The sequence below is a fragment of the Streptomyces sp. NPDC032126 genome (assembly GCF_055580085.1).
The window spans coordinates 968,222-988,037 of sequence record NZ_JBVIMA010000002.1; the positions used below are offsets into that span (position 1 = coordinate 968,222).

Annotated in this window: 14 protein-coding genes; 5 read left to right on the forward strand and 9 right to left on the reverse strand. The window is 70.1% G+C overall.

The window, feature by feature from the left end:
* Positions 1-73 precede the first annotated feature (73 nt).
* From ACZ5NW_RS12865 to rplU, 6 genes are all read right to left on the reverse strand, one after another.
* A complete protein-coding gene (locus ACZ5NW_RS12865) occupies positions 74-1,294 on the reverse strand; it encodes a glycosyltransferase family 2 protein (protein ID WP_468743837.1) in 1,221 nt (406 codons plus the stop codon).
* 178 nt (positions 1,295-1,472) lie between these two features.
* On the reverse strand, positions 1,473-3,539 hold the full coding sequence (locus ACZ5NW_RS12870) for a hypothetical protein (protein WP_468743838.1): 2,067 nt from the start codon (positions 3,537-3,539) through the stop codon (positions 1,473-1,475).
* Between the two features lie 194 nt (positions 3,540-3,733).
* The gene (locus ACZ5NW_RS12875) at positions 3,734-5,233 is read right to left on the reverse strand and encodes a D-ribitol-5-phosphate cytidylyltransferase (RefSeq protein WP_468743839.1); all 1,500 of its coding nucleotides are present in this window, start codon (positions 5,231-5,233) and stop codon (positions 3,734-3,736) included.
* Between the two features lie 394 nt (positions 5,234-5,627).
* Positions 5,628-7,064: a GTPase ObgE gene (gene obgE, locus ACZ5NW_RS12880; RefSeq protein WP_468743840.1), complete on the reverse strand. Its 1,437-nt coding sequence runs from the start codon at positions 7,062-7,064 to the stop codon at positions 5,628-5,630.
* Positions 7,065-7,202: 138 nt separating this feature from the next.
* Positions 7,203-7,457, reverse strand: coding sequence for a 50S ribosomal protein L27 (gene rpmA / locus ACZ5NW_RS12885; protein ID WP_023550764.1), 255 nt, complete (start codon positions 7,455-7,457; stop codon positions 7,203-7,205).
* A gap of 14 nt (positions 7,458-7,471) precedes the next feature.
* A complete protein-coding gene (gene rplU, locus ACZ5NW_RS12890) occupies positions 7,472-7,792 on the reverse strand; it encodes a 50S ribosomal protein L21 (protein WP_009188585.1) in 321 nt (106 codons plus the stop codon).
* A 447-nt stretch (positions 7,793-8,239) separates the two neighbouring features.
* Here rplU and ACZ5NW_RS12895 point away from each other — a divergent pair, with 447 nt between their 5' ends.
* The 5 genes from ACZ5NW_RS12895 to ACZ5NW_RS12915 all read left to right on the forward strand — a co-directional run bounded on the left by ACZ5NW_RS12895 (position 8,240) and on the right by ACZ5NW_RS12915 (position 15,647).
* A complete protein-coding gene (locus ACZ5NW_RS12895) occupies positions 8,240-9,994 on the forward strand; it encodes a D-glucuronyl C5-epimerase family protein (protein ID WP_468743841.1) in 1,755 nt (584 codons plus the stop codon).
* Between the two features lie 91 nt (positions 9,995-10,085).
* Positions 10,086-10,688: an acyltransferase gene (locus tag ACZ5NW_RS12900; RefSeq protein WP_468743842.1), complete on the forward strand. Its 603-nt coding sequence runs from the start codon at positions 10,086-10,088 to the stop codon at positions 10,686-10,688.
* 264 nt (positions 10,689-10,952) lie between these two features.
* Positions 10,953-12,068, forward strand: a complete 1,116-nt coding sequence (gene wecB, locus ACZ5NW_RS12905) for a non-hydrolyzing UDP-N-acetylglucosamine 2-epimerase (protein WP_468743843.1) — start codon at positions 10,953-10,955, stop codon at positions 12,066-12,068.
* A gap of 193 nt (positions 12,069-12,261) precedes the next feature.
* Positions 12,262-13,506 carry a glycosyltransferase gene (locus ACZ5NW_RS12910; RefSeq protein ID WP_468743883.1) on the forward strand — a complete coding sequence of 415 codons (1,245 nt, stop codon included), beginning with the start codon at positions 12,262-12,264 and terminating at the stop codon, positions 13,504-13,506.
* Positions 13,503-15,647 carry a glycosyltransferase family protein gene (locus tag ACZ5NW_RS12915; protein ID WP_468743844.1) on the forward strand — a complete coding sequence of 715 codons (2,145 nt, stop codon included), beginning with the start codon at positions 13,503-13,505 and terminating at the stop codon, positions 15,645-15,647. Before ACZ5NW_RS12910 ends, ACZ5NW_RS12915 begins: the two co-directional genes overlap by 4 nt.
* Positions 15,648-15,720: 73 nt before the next feature.
* Here the strand turns inward: ACZ5NW_RS12915 and galE are convergent, their stop codons facing one another.
* From galE to ACZ5NW_RS12930, 3 genes are all read right to left on the reverse strand, one after another.
* A complete protein-coding gene (gene galE / locus ACZ5NW_RS12920; protein WP_468743845.1) occupies positions 15,721-16,686 on the reverse strand; it encodes a UDP-glucose 4-epimerase GalE in 966 nt (321 codons plus the stop codon).
* A gap of 76 nt (positions 16,687-16,762) precedes the next feature.
* Positions 16,763-18,046: a nucleotide sugar dehydrogenase gene (locus ACZ5NW_RS12925; protein ID WP_468743846.1), complete on the reverse strand. Its 1,284-nt coding sequence runs from the start codon at positions 18,044-18,046 to the stop codon at positions 16,763-16,765.
* Between the two features lie 10 nt (positions 18,047-18,056).
* Positions 18,057-19,742, reverse strand: a complete 1,686-nt coding sequence (locus ACZ5NW_RS12930) for a glycosyltransferase family 2 protein (RefSeq protein ID WP_468743847.1) — start codon at positions 19,740-19,742, stop codon at positions 18,057-18,059.
* Between the last annotated feature and the right edge of the window lie 74 nt (positions 19,743-19,816).

Below are 19,816 nucleotides of genomic sequence, written 5' to 3' on the forward strand. Positions count from 1 at the left end.
ACAGCGCGCCAGGAGAGTCGCGACGGGACACACCGGCCCGGTCCATCCCCCCGGAGGGACCGAGCCGGAAGACTCAGGCCGCGGCCGCCCCGCGGGACGGGTTGCGCCGGGCCGAGACCAGCCGTCGCACCTTGCGGACCGCACGCCGCAGGAAAGACGAGGTCGAGCCCTCGCGCCAGCCCGGGTACGCCTTGGCCTCGCGCGCCTCCGCGAGGTAGATCCGGTCGGGCAGGCCGGCCTCCTTGGACCGGAAGTGCGGGTAGGCGAGATAGAGGCGGGTGCCCCGCTTCTCCAGGACGGGCTCGGGTGTCCGCTTGTCGCGGAGGAACTCCAGCACCTCGTCGAGCAGATCGACCCGCTCCCTCGCCAGCAGCTCCAGCCGCAGCCGCTCCTCGACCTTCAGCCGCTGGGCCACGCCCTCGTTCCAGTAGGCGTCCATCAGGGGCTTGGCCAGCTCCAGTTTGGTTGTGCGGACCTCCTCGCTGTTGATGAGGAAGCCGGGCCCGAACTGGGGCAGCAGCGTGACGACGAACGGCCGGACCATGAGTACGTCCCGCTTGGCGCCCGGCGGGAGCATCCGCTCCAGCAGGCCCATCAGGGCGCGCGCGGAGTCGAAGCGCTTGAGGTAACCGCCCTGCTTGGTCACGTGCTTGCCGTCGGTGCGGCCCACCAGGTAGTAGCAGGTGTAGTCGGCGATCACGGAGACGCCGTCCGCCCGCAGATACGCCTCCATCGTGAAGACCGCGTCCTCGCCGGTCCACAGGGACTCGTCGAAGCGCATGTCGTACCGCTGAAGGAGCGCGCGGCGGAACAGCTTCTGGGCGCTGAGCGTGAACTTGATGTTGGAGGAGTAGACGTCCGTGCGGTCGAGGGTCTTGCCCCACATCGAGCCGGGCGGCTTGCGGTTGATGCCCTCGACCCGGCCGAGGACGACGTCCGTGCCGTTCTTGTCGGCCATGGCGACCATGCGCTCCAGGGCCTCGGGCCCGAGCCGGTCGTCGGCGTCGAGGAAGAAGACATAGCGTCCGCTCGCCTTGGCCAGGCCGACGTTGCGCGGGCCGCTGGGGCCGCCGGAGTTCTCCTGCCGGATGACGGTGACCTGCATGGGAACGCGGGCGGCGAACTCCTCCAGGCAGTCGCCGGTGCCGTCGGTGGAACCGTCATCGACCGCGATGACCTCGATCCGCGCGGGGTCGAGGGTCTGCGCCTCGACCGACGCCAGGCACTCGACCAAATAGGGCATGGCCTCGTATGCCCCGATGATCACACTGACGTCTGGTTCCACAATGGCCACCTATCCCCCCTTATCGGCGGATTTCCCTCTCATCATCTCTATGACTACCTGATAGACGGAGGGCGGTTGCGCGAGGTTCACCCAGGAGATGTGACCCCTGCCACAGAATCGGTCGAACGGGAACGAAAAACGGCCCGACCCGTCGGGGGGTCGAGCCCTTTTCCGTGAACGGCCGCGATCAGCCGGCGCGCACGCCCTTCTGCTCCGGCACGGCATCGCTCGCGGCGGCCCGCGCGACCTGGGCCGCGTTGCGCGCCTCCGCCTTGAGCGCGAGGTCGGCGAGCGCGGTGTTGAAGCGCTCGATCGACGTCGGCTCGTCGGGACCGAGCAGGTACTCCTTCAGCTCCTTGCGGTCCTCGGCCAGCGGATCGGCGGCCGGGTCGCGTACGGCGGCCAGCAGCGCGTCGAGTCCCTCGGCGCTGTTGTCGAGGAGCACGGCGGCGCGCACGGCGGTGTTCTGCCGCTTGAACTCCTCCGCGCCCAGCCCGGCCGAATCGGTCACGGCGTACGGCTTGCCGCTGGCGATGAAGTCGGAGACCACGCTGGAGATGTCGGAGACCATCGCGTCGGCGATGTTGAAGCAGTCGTACAGCCGCGGCTGGGTGCCGGTGACGACCCGGTGCTCCCAGGCGGGGAAGGAGCGCCAGTAGGCGTCGTCCCACTCGGCGCGCAGCCGGGCGGTCTCCTCGTGCTTGCGGTAGTCGGCCAGCCCGTCGCGGCTGGCGGTGGACTCGTCGCCTCGGTCGTCCCGCTGGGCGAGCTTCGTCAGCCGCAGCTCGATGCGCGCCAGTTCGGCCTTGGCCTTGGCCTGGGCGGCCGCGTCGGCCGTGAAGCGCGGGTCGGCGGCACGCTCGGCGGCGGCCTGCTTCATCAGGGCGAGGATCCGGCGGTGGGCGGCGCCGGCCTTGGCGCTGCGGGTGCCGGTGAAGGGGTGCGGCTTGTAGACGACACGCACCGGCGGGTCGGCCTTGACCAGCTTCTTCACGATGTTCTCGCCGGCCAGCAGGAGCGAGGTGTTGCCCGGGTTGTCGTCCCAGCCCTCCCAGGTGGGGGCGTACAGGATCGTGGGGATGCGGCCGTCCTCGACCGGCATGCCCTTCCACGGCTGGATCGGGGCGAGCTGCGGGCGGCCGACCTCGACGATGTCCTCGTCGCGGATGCCGACGTCGGCGATGGCGTAGCGGTCGCGGCCGGCCCGGCCGGCGGTCCACACCTCGTCGTACACCTTGCTGAACGGGTTGACGCTGGCGGCCTTGTCGCTGTCGCCGTGGCCGATGAAGACGTGCTTCATGGTCGGGACGCGCAGGATGTGGATGTTCTTGCCGACGTTCGCCGGGTACAGCGCGACCCGCACCATGGACAGGTCCACGTTCATCAGGTGCACTCCCCCGGGCACGCTGACGACAGGGACGGTGGTGGGCGCCAGCTTCTCCAGGATGAAGTGCTCGCGCAGCAGGATCAGCGGACGGCAGTCCAGCTGCTCCATGGTCTCCAGCCACATGTTGACCTGGTAGGCGGAATCCGGTGAGCCGGAGAAGTACAGCACGGTCTCCGGCTGGTACTCGCGCAGCCAGGCGCTGAGGGCGGCGAGGACCTTGGGGGCCTTCGGCGGGATGCGCTTGGCACGCAGGTACGGCACCAGGGCGAGGACGTACAGCAGGCCGAGGCCGAGAGTGACGCCGACGCCGGCGTACGCGGCCGCCGCGGGGCCGCCCTGGGCGTAGACCAGGACGCCCACGACCGCCGGCAGGTCGAGGTGGAGCATCTTCTCGCCGGCCCGGCGCAGCAGCAGACGCGGCGGGGCGTCCGGGATGCGGATGCGGGAGGCGAGGTCGACGTTGCGGGTCTGCACCGGCATGGAGCGGCGCTTGCCGATCAGGGTGACCAGGGCGCCGTGCGGGGCCTGCAGTCCGAAGAAGATCGTGAAGCAGGCGAGCGCCGCGTAGAAGGCGGACTCCTCCGACAGGCCGAGCCGGGCCAGCAGCAGGACCAGCAGCAGCTCCCGGACCAGGAATCTGATCGACAGACCAGCCCGCACCTTGCCGAGCAGCTCGATGAGATAGCTGCCCTTGCGGTGCAGATAGTGGTCCGCGAGGTACGTCACGACGGCCGCCGCCGCGAAGGCGGGGACGCTCGGGAGGAACGCGGCGAGCATGAGGCAGGGGAAGCCCAGCATCATGAGGGCCGCCGCGGCCAGCTCGGAGGCGCTGCCCACCCGGGCGACGCGGATGGCTCTGGTTATCACGGGGGAACCTGCTCTGGGAGGGGGAGGCCGGTCAGGTATTCGAGGTGTCCGAAGAGAGTCCTGATGTCGCAGATAAGAAATCTCGGACGCTTTTGAGAGGTTTCGGGCGAATTTTATGGATTCAGGCCCCTGTGCATGCTCCGGTGAACGGAGAGCCACAGAGGCCTGAAATTCATATGGCTATTTGCGGCTGATTATGCCATGCCGTCCTGGCGGTCCAGCACGCCCGCCAGGGCCTGCTCGAAGCCGGAGGCCCGGGTGGCGTCCGCCGTGGGGTCCTGCTGGCGGACGTCGATGACATGCCCGGTGAGCTCGGACAGCAGCACGTCCAGGGACGTGCGGGCGACGGCCTCGGAGGAGAGCAGGGTGCCCGCGGGCTCCTGGCCGAACGCCCTGGTACGCATGGGGGTGGCCGTGCGCTCGGGGTTGATGCAGTTGACGCGGATGCCGTCGCCGGCCCACTCGTCGGACAGGGCCTGGGTGAGATTCACCATCGCGGCCTTGGTCGAGGAGTAGAGGCTGTATTCGGCGCGGCCGCGGGTGTAGCTGCTGGACGTGTACAGCAGCAGCTGGCCCTTGGTCTCGGTCAGGTATTTGTAAGCCGATCGAGCGATCTGCACCGGGGCCAGGTAGTTGACCTTCAGGGCCTCCTCGATGGTGGCGTTGTCCGTCTCGGCGAGCTTGCCGATGCGCAGCACGCCCGCGGTGTTGACCACGAAGTCGACGCGCCCGGTCTCGGCGTAGGCGCGGGACAGCGCGTCGTCGACCTCCTCCGGGTTCTCCACGTGGGTGCCGGTGGTGGAGCGGCCGAGGGCGTACACCGTGGCGCCGTAGGACTCGGCGAGTTCGGCGATGTCCTTGCCGATGCCGTACGAACCGCCGAAGACCACCAGCGTCTTGCCGGTGAGCAGCTCGCGGTAGGCCTCCTCGCCGCTGGGCGCCGGCGCGGCGGTGGAGCCGAGCTGGAAGAGCTTGTCGGCGATGAAGACGTCGACGGGCTGGGTGACCTTCATGTTGTACTCGTCGCCCGCGACGACGTGGATCGGCACGTCCGGCAGATAGCGCAGGACGACCGTGCAGTCGTCCGTCGCCTGGAAGTTGGGGTCGCCGGCCGCCACCTCGTAGGCGCGGCGGATGGTGGAGAGCTTGAAGGCCTGCGGGGTCTGGCCGCGGCGCAGCCGGGAGCGGTCCGGGATGTCGGTGATGAACTCTCCGTCCTCGCCGTGGGTGCGGGTGACGATGATGGTGTCCGCGGAGGGGATGGCGACGTCGACGGCCTGGTAGCGCTCCAGGGCGGTGACGCAGTCGTCGATGACGCGCTGCGAGAGCAGGGGGCGCACGGCGTCGTGGAAGAGGACGTTGAGGTCCTCGCCCTCGGCCAGTCCCTCGCCCAGGGCGGCGATGGCGCGCTCGGTGGTCTCGTTCCGGGTGGCGCCGCCCTCGATGATCCGGGAGACCTTCGTGAACCCGGCCTTGTCGACGATCTTCTCGACGTCGGGAACATAGCCGGGCGCCATCAGCACGATGATGTCGTCGATGGAGTCGGCCTTCTCGAAGGTGGTCAGGGTGTGCTCGATGACAGCCTTGCCGGCGATCTTCAGCAACTGCTTGGGGATCTGCAGCCCCACTCGCTGACCGGTACCGCCGGCCAGGATCACTGCGGTGGTACGGGGCTGGGCTATGGGCTGAGACACAGGTGACCTACCTCGTGACGACTGGGAACGGGGAAATGGTCCCACTTGCGGTTACCGCGATGCAAGGTGAGTGACCCCCGCCGCATATCCATCCGCCACCTCCCATTCACCTGGCTGGGGATAGCTCATGAAAATTCTGTGAGTAACTCCACAGGGAACATTTCATTGCTGAGAGTCACGAGCATATCCCGGCCACAGCTCGCCGCCGACATTGGCATGTACTCCGCGAGGAATTATCGGGTGAGATTACTGCGGCTTTCGGTCTCGGCCGGGTTCCGCCGGGGTTAAAAGCGCGATTGGCGACGCCGATATCGGGCAGCAGAAGGCCCCGGTCCGTGGGGACCGGGGCCGGCCCCTCCCAGAAGGGCTCCCAGAAGGGCTCCCAGAAGGGCTCCTAGAAGGGCTCGAAGTCGTCGAACTCGCGTGCCGCCTCGTCCCGTTCGGCCTGCCGGTCCCTGCGGCGCTGGGCGGCGGGCCGCGGCGCCTCGAAGCGGTGGTCCTCACCGCGGCGGCCGAGCATCTCGGCGCCGGCCGTGAGGGTGGGCTCCCAGTCGAAGACGACGGCGTTGTCCTCGGGTCCGATGGCGACGCCGTCACCGGCCCGGGCGCCGGCCTTCATCAGCTCCTCCTCCACGCCGAGGCGGTTGAGGCGGTCGGCGAGGTATCCCACGGCCTCGTCGTTGTTGAAGTCGGTCTGGCGGACCCAGCGCTCGGGCTTCTCGCCGCGCACCCGGAACAGCCCGTCCTCCTCCCGGGTGACGGTGAACCCGGCGTCGTCCACGGCCTTGGGCCGGATGACGATCCGCGTGGCCTCTTCCTTCGGCTTGGCGGCACGCGCCCGGGCGACCAGGTCGGCGAGCGCGAAGGACAGCTCCTTCAGGCCCATGTGGGCCACGGCGGACACCTCGAAGACGCGGTAGCCGCGCGCCTCCAGGTCCGGCCGCACCATCTCGGCGAGGTCCTTGCCGTCCGGTACGTCGATCTTGTTGAGGACGACGATCCGGGGCCGGTCGCCGAGGCCGCCGTACTGCGCCAGCTCCTCCTCGATGATGTCGAGGTCGCTGACGGGGTCGCGGTCGGACTCCAGCGTGGCCGTGTCCAGCACGTGCACCAGCACGCTGCACCGCTCGACGTGCCGCAGGAACTCCAGGCCGAGGCCCTTGCCCTGGCTGGCGCCCGGGATGAGCCCGGGGACGTCGGCGATGGTGTAGACGGTCGAGCCGGCGGTGACGACGCCGAGGTTCGGGACCAGGGTCGTGAAGGGGTAGTCGGCGATCTTCGGCTTCGCGGCGGAGAGGACCGAGATCAGCGACGACTTCCCGGCGCTGGGGTAGCCCACCAGGGCGACGTCGGCGACGGTCTTCAGCTCCAGGACGATGTCCTGGAGCTCGCCGGGCTCGCCGAGCAGCGCGAAGCCGGGCGCCTTGCGGCGGGCGCTGGCCAGCGCCGCGTTGCCGAGGCCGCCGCGGCCGCCCTGGGCGGCGACGAAGGAGGTGCCGTGGCCGACGAGGTCGGCGAGGACGTTGCCGGCCTTGTCGAGGACGACGGTGCCGTCGGGCACGGTCAGGACGAGGTCCTGGCCGTCCTTGCCGGAGCGGTTGCCGCCCTCGCCCGGCTTGCCGTTGGTGGCCTTGCGGTGCGGGGAGTGGTGGTATTCGAGCAGCGTGGTCACGGACTGGTCGACGGTGAGGATGACGTCGCCGCCGCGCCCGCCGTTGCCGCCGTCGGGCCCGCCGAGCGGCTTGAACTTCTCACGGTGGACGGAGGCACAGCCGTGACCTCCGTTACCCGCGGCGACGTGCAGCTCGACGCGGTCCACGAAGGTGGTCATGTGGGGTGCCTCCAGAAACAGACGGGAATGTCTCTTACGTAACACGCGAAAGGCGGACCCGCCTTCCCGAACGGGAAGTGAGGTCCGCCTCGCGAAAGGTTCGAACGAGTCGCTCGGTCGCGCCCCGAATCAGCTGATTCAGGCGACCGGAACGATGTTCACGACCTTGCGGCCGCGGTGGGTACCGAACTCCACCGCACCGGCCTGCAGCGCGAACAGCGTGTCGTCGCCGCCACGGCCGACGCCGGCGCCCGGGTGGAAGTGGGTGCCACGCTGACGGACCAGGATCTCACCCGCGTTGACGACCTGACCGCCGAAGCGCTTCACGCCGAGCCGCTGGGCGTTGGAGTCGCGACCGTTCCGGGTGGACGATGCGCCCTTCTTGTGTGCCATTGCTCAGTCCCTCTTTACTTCGCGGCCGTCGGGATGGACGTGACCTTGATCGCCGTGTACTGCTGACGGTGACCCTGGCGACGGCGGTAGCCGGTCTTGTTCTTGTAGCGCAGAATGTCGATCTTCTGGCCCTTGTGGTGGTCCACGACCTCGGCCTGGACCTTGATGCCGGCCAGCACCCACGGGTCGCTGGTCACAGCGTCGCCGTCGACAACGAGCAGGGTCGAGAGCTCGACCGTGTCGCCAACCTTGGCAGTGGAAATCTTGTCAACCTCAACGATGTCGCCGACAGCAACCTTGTGCTGACGACCACCGCTGCGCACGATGGCGTACACGCGGATCTCTCTTTCGCTCGGAGAACGGCACCCCCGCAGGCCAGCCATCCGGCAATCGGACACGAACGGCCTCTCCCGGTCACGGCCCGTGCCCGGAAGGAAGAGGTTTACGGGGATGTGGCGCGCCACTCGACACGCCGACGCTCAAGACTACGGGGCCCGCCCTGGGGGGTCAAACCGGGCCGGGGGACCTGCTTCCCTACCCCGCCCGGGCGCCGCACACCGCCCCACGGATCACGATCGCGTCACGGAATCCCCGCGCCTCTCGCCAATTGTCCCGGGTAGCACCCGTACGCCCCAAATCCCCCTCACCTTCGGTCAGTTGAACTCCCCCATGTCACTACTGACCCACACAGCCTTCACATAAGATCCACTGCACTTTTGATCCACAACGCTTGATCCACAAAGTGATCGAAGGCCGATCACCACATGGGGGGGTATCCGGTCATGGCTGGAAAGAGGCGCGCCGAGCTGGGCCGGAGACGGTTCATACGCCTGGCGGGCGGCACGGCGGCGGGGGCGGCCGTCGTGGGCGGCGGCACCTTCACCGCCATGGCGACCGGGGTCTTCGAGTCACCGACGCCGGACCCGTACGCGAACATGCCGCGCTCGATCGCGCTGAGCCTGCCGTCCGGCACCGGCGGCCAGGCGATACCCGGGGCGACCTCGCCGCTGCCGGACCCGCTGGACGGCGGTACGGCCAGCGCGCCCGCGGCCGGCACCCGGATCCCGTACACCGGGGGCATCCCGACCCCGCAGACGGGCACCGTGCAGATCCCGACCACGCTGCCGTTCCAGTTCAACCGGAGCGGATTCACGCCGCGGACCGATCTGCCCGAGATGTACAAGCCGTGGCGGGACCGGCCCACCAAGTGGGCCGACATCGACCTCGCCGGCAACGCCAGTTATGTCATGGGCAGCGACGGCGTCATGCGCTTCCGGGCCGCCGACGGCAGGCTCTACGACCACATCGTGGGCCAGACCCAGTTCGCCCTCGGCTGCGTCACCAGCTACCGCGTGGAGCAGGACCCCGAGCGCAAGGCGAAGTTCCTCCAGCGCGCCAAGGACCAGGCCAACCGGATCATCTCCCGCCGCGTCGAGACCCGCGGCGCCTGGTACTTCCCGTACCCCTGGACGTACACCCACACCGTCCACAAGTTCACGATGACGGCGCCCTGGTACTCCGGCATGGCCCAGGGCGAGACCATCAGCCTCTTCTGCCAGCTCGCCCAGCTCGACGGGGTGACCGACACCGAGCGCGAGCTGTACAAGAAGGCCGCCGACGGCGCCTTCGCCTCCCTGCTCCAGCTGGACGACGGCAAGCCCTGGGTGGTCAACAAGGACCGCTCCGGCTACCTGTGGATCCAGGAGTACCCGTGGACCACGCCCGGCACCGGCGACTACACCTACAACGGCATGATCTACGCGCTGTTCGGTGTCTGGGACTACTACGCCATGACCGGCAACGCGGTCGCGGCCCAGTACTACGACGGCATCGCCACCACGGCCACCCGCCACTTCTCGCTGCTGCGCAACCCGCGCTGGTACTCCCACTACTGCCAGACGCACCGCATCCCGGCGAACACGTACCACATCCATCACATCGAGCTGTGGCACCAGTTGCTGTGGCACACCGGCAGCCCCGTGTTCGCCCACCACCTCGACCAGCTGATCGAGGACTTCCCGACGGGGGTGAAGGCCGGCTCGATGATCGCCGTCGCCGCGGGCACCCACACCCTGTACAAGGTGGACACCGAGGCCGACGGGGGCTGGGACAAGGCCAAGGACGACAAGATCCTCGCCACCAAGCAGGTCACCTTCGCCAAGGCCACCCAGGCGCCCATCGACGTGCGCCGGCGCATCCGCAACGCGGGCGTCTGGTACCGGATCAGCGCCGGGGCGTACAAGGGCTACTGGATCGGCGAGGCCTACCCGAAGGTCTTCCTGCGCGGTGAGCACGTGGCGCTCACCTACGGCATCACCCGCACCGCGACCGTCCCCGCGAACACCTCCGTCGAGGCGATCGACTTCGGCACCGCCGGGACCGCCGGCACCCTCAAGAAGCTCTCCTACGGCGAGCCGCACACCCTCCAGTTCGACCGCCGCTCGGTGGTCAACGGGCGCTCGATGATCCACATCACGTCCGAGGAACTGGCCGGCTACTGGATTCCGGCCAACCAGGTCACGACCGACGGGCACTGACCCGCGGTGCCGGGGGCCGTCCGCCGCGACAGGCGGACGGCCCCTCGCCGTATGCTCGCCGGGCGAACGAGTGACACCGGAAGGCGAAGAAGTGAACTACAGGGTCCAGCCCACCGCCCAGGTCGACGACAGCGCCGAGATCGGCGCCGGAAGCAGCGTGTGGGAGCTCGCGCAGATCCGCGAGGGCGCCCGCCTCGGTGAAGGCTGCGTGATCGGGCGGGGCGCCTACGTCGGCACCGGCGTCCGCATGGGCGACAACTGCAAGCTGCAGAACTACGCCCTCGTCTACGAGCCCGCCGAGCTCGGCGACGGCGTCTTCATCGGCCCCGCCGTGGTCCTCACCAACGACCACAACCCGCGCTCCGTGGACCCCGAGGGCAAGCAGAAGCGCGGCGGCGACTGGGAGGCCGTCGGCGTGCGGATCCTCGACGGGGCGTCCATCGGCGCCCGGTCGGTGTGTGTGGCGCCGCTCACCATCGGCCGCTGGGCGATGATCGCCGCCGGCGCCGTCGTCACCAAGGACGTCCCGGACTTCGCCCTCGTCATGGGCGTCCCCGCGCGCCAGGTCGGCTGGGTCGGTCACTCCGGCGTACGCCTCGTGGAGCGCGCGGACGAGCCGGGCGTGTGGGAGTGCCCCAAGACCGGCGCCCTGTACGACGAGAAGGACGGCGTCCTCAGCGAGCGCGCCCTCTAGCGACCGGTCACAAACGGGAGCACAACCCTTTGGGTGCCTCGTGCATCTCTTCTGTGGAGGCATGTGCTTCCACGGCGGCAGTGAGGTTTCATCCAATCGTTATGAGGCCGTCGAGCGCCCCGGACCCGACCGTCTGACCACGGCATGAACACGTCGTACGCGCCGCCCGGCCCGCGGGCGGCGGGGCTGGTCAGTGCGGGAGTTGCCTACCATTGCGTGCGAAAAGATCCGCGAAAAAGATCCGACCGAGAAGAAGAGTGCTCAGTGAAAGTCATCAGCATCGTCGGTGCCCGACCTCAACTGGTGAAGCTCGCGCCCATCGCCGCCGCCTTCGCCAAGACTGAGCACGAGCACGTCATCGTGCACACGGGTCAGCATTACGACGCGGACCTCTCCGACGTCTTCTTCTCGGGCCTCGGCATCCCGGACCCCGACGTCCACCTCGGCGTCGGCTCCGGCAGCCACGGCGTGCAGACGGGCGCCGTGCTCTCCGCCCTCGACCCGGTCCTGGAGCGGGAGCAGCCCGACTGGGTGCTCGTCTACGGCGACACCAACTCCACGATCGCCGGCGCGCTGTCCGCGGTGAAGATGCACCTTCCCGTCGCGCACCTGGAGGCCGGCCTGCGCTCCTTCAACCGGCGGATGCCGGAGGAGCACAACCGCGTCCTCACCGACCACTGCGCCGACCTGCTGCTCGCCCCGACCGAGGAGGCCGTGCGCCACCTCGCCGGTGAGGGCCTGGCCGACCGCACCCGCCTCGCCGGCGATGTGATGGTCGACATCTGCCTGCGCATCCGCGACCAGGTCCGGGCCGGCGAGTTCCCGGCGCCGGTGCTGCCCGAGGGCATCGACCCCGACGAGCCGTTCCTGCTCGCCACCCTGCACCGCCCGGACAACACCGACGACCCGGAGCGGCTGTCCGCGATCCTGGAGTCGCTCGCCAAGCTGCCGGTGCCCGTCGCGCTCGCCGCGCACCCGCGTCTGGTCGCCAAGGCCGAGGCGCACGGCATCACCCTCGCCCAGGGCAATCTGCACGTCGGCCGCCCGCTGCCGTACGCCAGCCTGGTCGCCGCCGTCCTCGCCTCCGTCGGCGTGGTCACCGACTCCGGCGGTCTGCAGAAGGAGGCGTTCCTGCTGGAGCGCATCTGCACCACCATCCGCCCGGAGACGGAGTGGGTGGAGACCGTGAACACGGGCTGGAACGTCCTCGTGCCGGACCCGCACACCCTCTCGCCGGAGGACTTCGCCGCCACGGTGACCCGCCCGGTCCCGGCCGGCGACCCCGGCACCCCGTACGGCGACGGCAAGGCCGCCGAGAACGTCGTACGCCTCATGGAGGAATTCACCCAGGAGCGGAAGGAGGCCGGCCGGCACGCGTGACGCGGTCCGAGGGCCTCGGCCGCCCGCCCCGGCGGGCGGCCGTTCGCACCCGATTTCCGCGCACGTCAGCGTGCTAGCGTCGACTGCTATGGCATCGTCTCCCCCCTCCGGTCCGCCTGCGGAAGGCAAGCGGCCCCACGTCATCTACCTGGCCATCGGATTCCCGCCGGCCGCCAAGAGCTCCACGTACCGCATGCGCGAGACGGCCAACCAGTTCGTGAACGCGGGCTGGGACGTCACGGTCGTGAACATCGACCGCGAGTCCTGGGAACTGGACTCCGGCATCGACCTCTCCCTGCTCGAGCAGGTCGACCCCCGCGTCGACATCGTCGAACTGCCGCTGGCGCGCGAGGACCTGGAGACGGACATCCGCCTCTACGACGAGGCCCGCGCCCTCAACCCCAACGGCTGGGTCGCCAAGCTGCGCCGCCGCCAGATGAAGACCTTCCCCGAGCCGAACTTCGGCGAGTGGCGGTCCGACCTGGAGCAGGCCGTACTGAAGATCCACCGCGAGAAGCCCGCCGACCTGCTGCTCGCCAGCTGCGTGCCCTACGTCAACCTCGCCGCGGCCTGGAAGCTGTGGGAGGAGAAGCAGGTCCCGTACGCGGTCGACTTCCGCGACGGCTGGTCCATCGACGTCATCGACGGCGTCGAGGCGTTCGCCCGCGACTCCGAAGAGGGCCGCTGGGAGAAGAAGGTCCTCGACCAGGCCGTCTCCCTCTGGGTCGTCAACGACCCGATCGCCGAGCACTACCGGGCCCGCTACCCCGAGTTCGCCGACCGCGTGCACGTCGTGCGCAACGGCTACGACGCGGACAGCTCCCCTGGCCGCGCCCACAACCCCGACCCCGAGGCCGGCCTGGTCTTCGGCTACCTCGGCACGGTCAACTTCTCCATCCCGCACCTGGAGACGGTGCTCAACGCCTGGCGTGCCGCGCGCGCCAAGGAGCCGCTGCTGGCCAACGCGCGCTTCGAGCTGCGCGGCCACATCGGCAACGGCGCCAACCGCGGGGCGAACCGGCACGCCGAGGTCCTCAAGGAGGCCGAGGCCGACGGCGTGTTCTTCGGAGGCCCCGCCGCCAAGGCCGAGGTCGCCTCGATCTACGCCGGCTGGGACGCCATGGTGCTGATCCTGATCGGCGGCCGGTACGTCACCTCCGGCAAGGTGTACGAGTACATGGCGACCGGGCTGCCCATCGTCTCCGCGCACGCCGTCGAGCACGACGCGTCGAACGTCCTGCGGGGCCACCCGCTGTGGACCGGCGCCGTCGGCATCGACGAGGAGGGGCTCACGGAGTCGTTCATCAAGGCCGCGCACATGGCCGTCGAGACGACCGACGAGGAGCACGCCGAAGCGATGGCCCACGCCAACCAGTTCACGCGTGAGGCGCTGATGTCCGTCGCCGTCAAGAATTTGGTCGAGGAGCTCGCCAAGTGACCGAAGTCCTGCTCGTCGCCTCCACCTGGCCGCAGTACGGCGTGCTCACCGACTCGGTGCGCAAGTTCAACGCGCTCGGCGCGCGGGTCCGTCTCGCGGGCACCTTCCCCATGGACGCCGAGGGTGTCCCGGAGCAGCTCGCCCCCATCGAGCTCGCCGAGCTGCACCAGCTGCCGAACAACCTCAAGCACCGCAGCCAGGCGCTGCGCCGCCGGGCCAGCAAGTCCCCGGCCGGCCTGCGCGTGTGGATGCAGGCGGGCCGCGACTCCTGGCTGCGCGCCCACGCCCGCCGGGCCGATGTGCTCGTCGCCCTCGACCCGGGCGCCGTGTACACGGTGTGGCGGCTCGCGGAGTACAACCGCGCCGCCGACGCCAAGTTCGGGCTCGCGCCCGCCCTGAAGGCCGTCGAGGCGCTCAAGGAGCGGGGCGGCACGGCCGGTGCCCGCGGCTCGGTGCTGCCGCCGCTGGCCACCGTCACCCGCGAGGTCAAGCGCGGCGTGGACCAGCTGCCCGCGCAGATCATCCGCGCGGCGACCCCCCGCCCGCTGATGCGCTCCGGCGTCGGCGCCAAGCTGTGGCGCACCGCCGTCGCCGCGCCCGGCATGCCCATAAGGGTGCGCGCCGCGACCTCGCGCTACGTCGCCGAGGGCATGCGGTGGGCCGGCCGTACCAGCGGTGCCGCGCTCGCGCTCACGGACGCCGCCGCGAAGATCCCCGATCCCAAGCTCAAGGCCGACCTCTACGACGAGGCCATGATGCAGGAGATCGCCAAGGGCATCAGCCCGCGCAACATCGCCAAGGCGGTCGCGGCCCGGCTCGCGCACGCCGACGCCGCGTTCGCCAAGGGCCGTACGAAGGAAGCCGCCGAGGCGCTCAACCGGGCGCTGTTCCTCGACTTCCACCGGGTGCTGCACATCGACCAGCTGTCCTCGCCGCTGGCGAAGGACGCGGAGGGCTTCGTCGCCCCGCTGCACCGCTCGAAGGCGTTCCAGGCGCTCAGCCGGCCGCGCGGCCGCAAGGTCCCGGCGGCGCCCGCGCCCACCGACCGCCCGCTGCGGCTGCTGATCACGACCAGCGCCAACGACAACTTCCTGCGCCTCATCAAGGAGCGCTACGGCAACCACCCGGGTGTCGAGCTGCGCTACCTGGACCTGGCCGCCAACAAGCACCTCAAGCGCATCTCGTGGGCCGCCCCGCGCATGCTGGAGGACCGCCTGAGCGACGAGCAGAGCGATTACCAGGAAGAGGTCGAGCGGCTGATGCGCCCGCACCTCGACTGGGCCGACACGGTCTTCCTGGAGTGGGCGGCCGGCCCGGCCGGCATGCTCACCACGATCGACCCGGGCGACACCCGGATCGTCGTGCGCCTGCACAGCTACGAGGCGTTCACCCGCTGGCCGCACATGACGGACTTCTCGCGCGTCGACGACCTGGTCTTCATCGCGCCGCACGTGCGCGACCTGACCACGTCGCTGGTGCCGATGCTGCGCGGCGAGCACGCCCCGGCCATGCACGTCATCGACAACGCCATGGACCTGTCGGGCTTCAACCGCCCGAAGCCGGCCGAGGCCCGCTACAACCTCGGCCTCATCGGCATCAGCCAGGTCGCCAAGGACCCCAAGTGGGCCCTGGACGTCCTGGAGCGGGTCCGCAAGCACGACGAGCGCTACCGGCTGATCCTGGTCGGCGGCGACATGGACCCCAAGACCAGCCGGGCCACCAAGGAGTACCTCGCCGAGTTCGAGGAGCTGCTGGAGCCGCTGGAGGAGTCCGGCGCGGTGGTCCGCCTCGGCCCGACGGACGACGTCCCGTCCAAGCTCGTCGAGATCGGCACGATCCTCAGCTCCTCGGTCCGTGAGGGCTGCCACGTCGGCCTCATGGAGGGCGCGGCCAGCGGTGCCGTCCCGGTCGCGCGCGACTGGCCGTTCTACGCCGGCAAGCCCAACAGCGCCCGCACCCTCTACCCCGAGGGCTGGGTCGTCGGCTCCCCGCAGGAGGCGGCCGAGCGGATCCTCAAGGTGACGGCCACGGAGGAGTCGTGGCGCGCCGCGGGCAAGCTCGCGACCGAGCACGCCATAACGGTGTGGGACTGGCCGGTGGTCCAGAAGGAGTTCGACAGGCTGTTCCTCGGCGAGGAGTAGTCCAGAGCCGATCCGGCATGAGAAGGGCCCCCTGGGAATGCTTTCCCCAGGGGGCCCTTGCTCGTGTGCGCGGTTACGGGTGCCGCAGCCGCCAGCCCGCCCACGCCGACTCGACCATCTCCCGTACGCCCCGCTCGGCCGTCCAGTCCAGCTCCGCGTGGATGCGGTCCGCGGAGGCCACCACCCGGGCCGGGTCGCCGGGGCGCCGCTCGGCCACCTTCGGCGTCACCGTACGGCCCGTGACGTCCTGGATGAGGCCGACCATCTCCGCCACCGAGACGCCTTCGCCGCGCCCGATGTTGAGGACCAGCCGGGCCGCGGGGTCGGCGGTCAGCCGGCGCGCGGCGGCGACATGCGCGGACGCGATGTCCTCGACGTGGATGAAGTCGCGCACGCAGGTGCCGTCGGGGGTCGGGTAGTCGTCGCCGAAGATCCACGGCGCCTCGCCGGCGTCGAGGCGTTCGAAGACCATGGGGACGAGGTTGAACACGCCGTCGTCGCCCAGTTCGGGCGTGGCCGCGCCGGCCACGTTGAAGTAGCGCAGCGAGGCGGTCGCCATGCCGTGCCGGGCGCCGACCGCCGCGACCAGCCACTCCCCCACGAGCTTGGTCTCGCCGTAGGGGTTGATGGGCGCGCACGGCGTGTCCTCGGTGACGAGGTCGACGTCGGGCATGCCGTAGACGGCGGCCGAGGAGGAGAACAGGAAGCGGCTCACGCCGGCCTCGGCGGCCGCGTCGAGCAGGACGCGCAGGCCCTCGACGTTCTCCCGGTAGTAGTACAGCGGCCGTTCGACGGACTCGGCGACCTGCTTCTTGCCGGCGATGTGCACGATGCCGGTGACGGCGTGCTCGCGCAGCACCCGGCCCACGGCCTCGCGGTCGAGGACCGTGCCGACCTCCAGCGGCACGCCCGCCGGGAGCCGTTCGGCACGGCCGGTGCTCAGGTCGTCGAGGACGACGACGCGCTCACCGCCGTCCGCCATCGCCTTCACCACATGCGAGCCGATGAATCCGGCACCGCCCGTGATCAGCCAGGTCATGGGGAACCTTCCTTGCGCGAGGGCCCCGCCCCGGGATGCGGGGCGGGGCCACAGCCTTGCCTGTTGCGGAGGGGGCTCAGCCGCCGATGACGACGCGGCGAACGCCCTTCCAGGCCTCCGGGTCCGTGGTGCGGCGGCCGTCGACGAGGACCGTGACGTCCGGCAGGTCGGCCGGAGTCAGGGTGCGGTACTCGGCGTGGTCGGCCTGGAGGATCGCGGCGGTGACCTTCTCGCCCCGGTGCGGGGTGAGGCCGTGCGCGGTCAGCTCCTCGTCGGTGTACATCGGGTCGGAGACGAACGGGACGGCCCCGCGCGCCTTCAGCGCCTCGACGGTCGGGAAGACGCCGGAGAAGGCGGTCTCCTTGACGCCACCGCGGTAGGCGGCGCCCAGCACCAGCACGTTCACCCCGGTCAGGTCGCCGTAGGCGGCGGCCAGCAGGTCGACGGCGTACTCCGGCATGGCGGCGTTCGCCTCGCGGGCGGAGCGGACCACGGTCGCGGCCGGGTCGTTCCACAGGTACATCCGCGGGTAGATCGGGATGCAGTGGCCGCCGACGGCGATGCCCGGCTGGTGGATGTGGCTGTAGGGCTGCGAGTTGCAGGCCTCGATGACCTTCTTGACGTCGATGTTGTTCTGGTCGGCGAAGCGCGCGAACTGGTTCGCCAGGCCGATGTTGACGTCGCGGTAGGTGGTCTCGGCGAGCTTGGCCAGCTCGGACGCCTCGGCGGTGCCCAGGTCCCACACACCGTTGGGCTGCGACAGGTCGGCGCGCTCGTCGAAGTCGAGGACCTGCTCGTAGAACTCCACACCGCGGGCGGTCGACGCCTCGTCGATGCCGCCGACCAGCTTGGGGTAGCGGCGCAGGTCGGCGAAGACCCGGCCGGTGAGCACGCGCTCCGGGGAGAACACCAGGTGGAAGTCCTCGCCGGCGGTCAGGCCGGAGCCCTCGGACAGCATCGGCGCCCAGCGGGTGCGGGTGGTGCCGACGGGCAGGGTCGTCTCGTACGAGACCAGCGTGCCGGGCTTGAGGCCCTGGGCGATCGCCTTGGTGGCCGCGTCCATCCAGCCGAAGTCGGGAGTGCCCTCGGCGTCGACGAACAGCGGGACGACCACGACGACGGCCTCGGACTCGGCGACGGCGGACGCGGTGTCCGTGGTCGCGCTCAGCAGACCGGCGTCGACGGCCTGCTTGAGCTTGACGTCCAGGTCGTGCTCACCGGGGAAGGGCTCGACGCCGGCGTTGACCAGCTCGACGACCTTCTCGTTGACGTCCGCGCCGATGACCCGGTGGCCCTTGGACGCGAACTGCACGGCCAGCGGAAGCCCGATCTTGCCGAGCGCTACTACACAGATGTTCATGGGACGGTCGCTACTTCCTACGGGACTTCAGCAAGGGTTTCAGGACAGGCTTGAGGACGGTTTTCAGTGCGGCTTTCGCCTTCCCCGCCACGGCGCGCGCGGATGCGGCGAGCACCTTGCTCCGCGGGGGGTACAGCTGGGCGAGGTCGATGACCACGCGGCCCTTGTCGTTGACGATCGCCGACGCGCGGTAGGGGTCCTCGTCGCGGCCCCAGCGACGGGCCAGCGGCATGGGCCGGCCCGTGCCGGGCACGGGGATCTCGTACGTCGACCCCGCGAGCGTGACGAACACGCGGGCGCCGAGCTTGACGGTGCGCGGCGCCAGCGGGATCCGGGCGCGCAGCACGGTAGCGGCGCCGTCCTCGGTCGGCTTGACCTCGAACTCGCCCACGACCGGCGGCAGTTCGCGACCGGCGGGGAAGACGCGGCCGCCGGGCTTGTCCGCCGACTTGGGCAGGGCGCCCTTCACCAGTCGCAGCGTGGCGCCCTCCACGTCACCGAGGACGGGAATGCGCACCGCCGCCGTGTAGACCAGCCCGTCGCCGGGCTGTTCCCACGCCGACTCCAGCAGCTCGGTGCCCTGGGCGAGCTGGGCCGCGATGCCCGACGGGTCCAGCACCTCGAACGTACGGTCGGACAGGCCGATGCGGGGGTCGCGGAAGCCCGGGTAGCGGGCGAAGGCGCGGCCGCCCTCCACGACGAACGACGGTCCGCGGCGCTCCACCTCGGCGCTGATCGCCTCGGTCAGCTCCTCGACGGCACCCGCCCGCGCCAGCGCTATGCGCACCCGTCGCTTGACGTCCATGGCGTCGCGGATGCCGTCGGTGAAGTACACGTCGGCCAGCTTGCCGACGCCCGCGGCGATCTCCTGGCGCAGATCGGCGTCCAGACCGGGGAAGTCCTCCTGGACGAGCTTGGCCAGCTCCCAGGTGAAGTGCCGGTGCAGCACGGCGTCGCGCCGCGGGCCCGCCTCGATCAGACCGGCCGTGAAGTCCATGATCTCCGCGGTGCAGCGCAGCTTGGAGAGGTGGTTGGCCCGGTAGGTGATGTTGCTGGCGTCGCCACGCTTGACCGCGTAGTAGCAGGTGTAGTCGCCGATCACCGAGATCTTGCGGGCGCGGTGGCACGCCTCGATGGTGAACGGCTGGTCGCTGCCCACGGGCAGGTTCTCGGGGAAGCGCAGCTTGTGCTTCTCCACCAGCTCGCGGCGGAACAGCTTGGTGTTGGCGAGCGTGAACGGCAGCGCGGAGTCCTCCAGCGTGACGTCCCGGTTGCCGTCCTTGTACAGGGCCTGGTGCACATACCGGCCGTTGGTGCCGACCATCTTGCCGACGACGACGTCCGCGCCCCGCGCGTCGGCCGTCTTCACCATGCGCTCCAGCGCTTCATTGCCCAGGTAGTCGTCGGCGCCGATGAAGTACACGTACCGGCCGGTGGCGACGTCCAGGGCCCGGTTGCTGGGCGCCGCGGGGCCGCCGGAGTTGGCCTGGTGGATCACCTTGACGGTGTCCGGGTACAGCGCGGCGAACCGGTCGAGCTCGGCGCCGCTGTCATCGGTGGAGCCGTCGTCGACCGCGACGATCTCCAGCCGCTTGCGGCCGATGCTCTGCTCCACCAGAGAGTTCAGGCACTCCGTCAGGTAGGGCATGGTGTTGTAGACAGCGACGATCACACTGACGTCGGGTACGGCACTCATATTCCGGCTCCTGGTCGCCGACGGCCGGTCCTGGGCCGGGCGGTGAGGGAAAGGACTCGCGTAACGGTGGAGCG